Here is a 3,557-nt window from a genome sequence, read left to right as displayed (position 1 = left end):
TAGTTGAAGAGTTTGCTAAGGAAGAATATAAGAGCTATATCGTTATTGACTTCAATCGCGTGAACAAGGAAGTCAAGGAGCTCTTCATTAACTATCTGAATGACCTCGATACCTTATTCCTATACTTATCAAACTATTATAATGTAAAGTTGTATGAACGAGAGACCCTGATTATTCTTGATGAGGTGCAACTCTTTCCAAAAGCTCGGGCAGCCATAAAATATCTTGTTGAAGATGGAAGATATGACTATATAGAGACAGGTTCCCTTATGAGCATCAAGACCAATGTACAAGACATTGTCATTCCTTCAGAAGAACGTCACTTGAGTATGTATCCGATGGATTTCGAGGAGTTCCTCTGGGCTCTAGAAAATGAAACACTTATGGACTACATAAGAAAATGTTTTTCAGAGAAAAAGCCGTTGGGACAGGTCCTTCATAGAAAAGCCATGGACTACTTCAGACAATACCTCATCGTAGGAGGAATGCCACAAGCAGTTGAGGAATATATACGGACTCGTGACTTCGATCGGGTAGACCGAATTAAACGAGATATTCTCACGTTGTACCGTGCTGATATTATAAAACATGCCAAGGGCTATGAAATGAAAACAGAGCAAATCTTCGATGATATTCCTGCACAGCTCCAAAAGCATGATAGGAAATTCAGGGTATCCTCGTTAAAGAAAGAAGCACGTCTTCGTGATTACGAGGATGCTCTTTTCTGGCTAGATGACGCCATGATTGTGAACATCTGCTACAATTCCAGCGCACCAACCATTGGGTTGAGACTAAACATGGACCGTATGACTCTTAAATGCTATATGGCAGATACAGGTCTACTCATCAGTCACGCATTTGATGAAAATGGAATTGTGAGTGAAGAGCTATACAAGAAAATACTCTTCGACAAGCTTGAAGTAAATCTTGGAATGATTGTAGAGAATATTGTGGCCCAGATGCTGGTGACAGGGGGCCATAAACTGTACTTTTATTATAATTCCTCACGAGAGGATATAACTTCACGAATGAAAATTGATTTCCTGATAGCAAAAAACAAGATCAGCAACAGACACAACATAAGCCCTATTGAGGTAAAATCCAGCAAGAATTATTCCTTAAAATCTCTGCAGAAATTCAAGGCAAAGTTTGCAGCACAACTACATACTCGCTATGTATTACATCCCAGTGACCTAAAGATAGAAGAGGATATTATCTATCTCCCTCTGTATATGACATCGCTTCTGTGAGGTCTCTTCTATCAAATGTACAACTACCACTAAAACAACGAAGGATTCTCGATAGCTTCATCATGCATTTTGAAATCAGCTACATAGGTAGGATCTTCAAGGCGAAGCATTGTATTCCCTGGGAAAATCTTACCAAATAGGTGGATACTTCCATACCAGAGAATACGTTCATCTATGAGCAGGTAATTTACTACTTCCACTTCACTAAGTTGAACAGTGATTCCCATTTGCTTGATTCGCTGAATAGTTTTTTCATTACTCGCTTTCATGACTCTCATACAAATCTTGGTTCTTTGTGCTTCTCTTGATAACAGGGAGAGCATCGTCTGCAACCTCTCTTCTGACAGGAAGGGGATAGAGAAGAATATTTCTCTATTTGCAGACCCTATATCCTTTAGGAGAATCTCCCAATATGTATCAACAGTAAATATCAATTGTGTTTTTGGTTTCTGTCCAGTCTGGGTAATTGAGAATCCTAACTGTTTATAAGCATTCACTCGCTTGTTAAACATTCTAGCAAGAACGGGAATTTTAAAGTCAATGTAATCAATGACAACAACTTCTGATTTTCCTTCATAAAAACGACACAATCTACCTACATATTGGATTACATTTCCCTTCCATGCGATGGGAGAAGCAAGCACAAGTGTATCGAGTTGGGGAAGATCAAACCCCTCCCCAATATATTTTCCTGTAGAGAGAATCAAAGCTTGCTGCTTCTTTCTTGTCATTGATTCTAGATAGGACTGTACCTGTTTCTTGGTTTTTGCTGATTGACTACCGGTCATCACCAATACAGAATTTCCCTGGTTTTCAAGTAAAGAGCCTAATAGTTTGAGCTGTTCCAAACGGTTGGACAAAACAAGAATGGACCGTCCTAGATCCAATAAGGTTTGTATGTCTGTGGTAATAAGTCTGTTGCGATCAATATCCTGTGAAAGACGCTCATATAGTTCTTGAATTTCCAGATGCTGAAAATCACATCTAAATGGAGAGAATCGTGCACTAATAGTACCAGATAGCTTATTCTGCCTTGCCCAACTCGCTTGATCTACTTGATAGAGAACCGGACCACATTGCATGAAAATGATATCATGATGACCATCATTTCTGATTGGTGTTGCAGTTAACCCGTAAACATAGGTAGCTCTGACAGCTTTAAGCACTTTTTCATATGTGACTGCCGCTACATGATGGCACTCATCAACAATAACCATGCCGTATGAATTTGTTATTCTCACATTCTGTTCTTGGAACAGGGAATTAACCAATGCAATATCAACTAACCCAGTCAAAGTATTCTTACCGCCTCCTAGTAAGCCTGGCTTAACTGAAAGAAACTGTGAAAGACGTTCCCTCCACTGGTTGAGTAATGGTTTTGTATGCACGATAACCAACACATTACTCTTGTGTTTTGCAATAAGCTTAGAGGCAACCACAGTTTTACCAAAGCCAGGAGGAGCAGAAAGAATACCATTTTTTTCCTTAAGCATTGCATGCAATGCCTCCTGCTGAGGCTTTTGCAATGTAGCAGAAAAATTGAATGAGACTGTTGTACCAGGCTCTCTTCTATCTTCAATCTCTATTACTAATCCTGCTTGCAAGAGAGACTGCTCAACTGCATCCAAACACCCTCGTGGGAGTATTATGTATCGGCTCTCTATCAGTTCAGCACAACAGATGATACGAGGCTTATCCCATGTGCTAAGACGCATCCGCTCTGCTTTATAAAACTCTGGATTATGGAAGGAAGCAATGCGCTTCAAAGTATTCACTAGAGATGAAGGTAATCCAAACGTATCAATTTTGATGCCCATCTCCAAGACAAGAGTAACTGTTTTGGATAATACTTCTTCTTGTGCTTGTGGAAAAGATTCTAGACTTGGTATCTTTCGCTGCTCTTTAATGCCAATCTGGCCAGTATTAAAAGCTGAACCAACATTAGCCAAGAAGGATGTAATCTCTTCTTCATCAATCTTTCGGGTTACCTGTAATGCATTCCATGGATTTGGGATTGGATTCAAGTCCTTATCAAGAAAAATAGTATTCTTCTGCTTGCGCGATTCCCCTTCAAGAGGTAGTGCAATCAGGCTTCCAAGACCATTCTTGGTAATGCAATCTTGTGAAGGATAAATTCGATCATATGTTCGCATAGGGAGCAAAGCTTGTTTTTCCATAGAAAGTGTAATCAAGCTACTACAGAATTGTCTTGCCTTCTTTGCTTTAATAGCATTGTGAAAGAAAAACCAGACATGTGCCCCCTTTCCAGATTGTGAGCGCTCAATCAAATACGAAAAACCATATGAG

Annotated in this window: 2 protein-coding genes; one reads left to right on the top strand and one right to left on the bottom strand. The window is 39.6% G+C overall.

Annotated elements, in window-relative coordinates:
• The coding region (locus JF818_RS00220; protein ID WP_198889993.1) for an ATP-binding protein at positions 1–1,250 on the top strand (1,250 nt) is incomplete at its 5' end.
• Positions 1,251–1,279: 29 nt separating this feature from the next.
• Here JF818_RS00220 and JF818_RS00215 read toward each other — a convergent pair.
• On the bottom strand, positions 1,280–3,557 hold a 2,278-nt coding region (locus JF818_RS00215), incomplete at its 5' end, for a DEAD/DEAH box helicase family protein (RefSeq protein ID WP_233065204.1).

Source organism: Sphaerochaeta sp. S2 (assembly GCF_016406725.1).
Classification (GTDB): domain Bacteria; phylum Spirochaetota; class Spirochaetia; order Sphaerochaetales; family Sphaerochaetaceae; genus Sphaerochaeta.
Note: the sequence above shows the minus strand (reverse complement) of the source record. Positions and strands in the feature narration are given on the sequence as shown.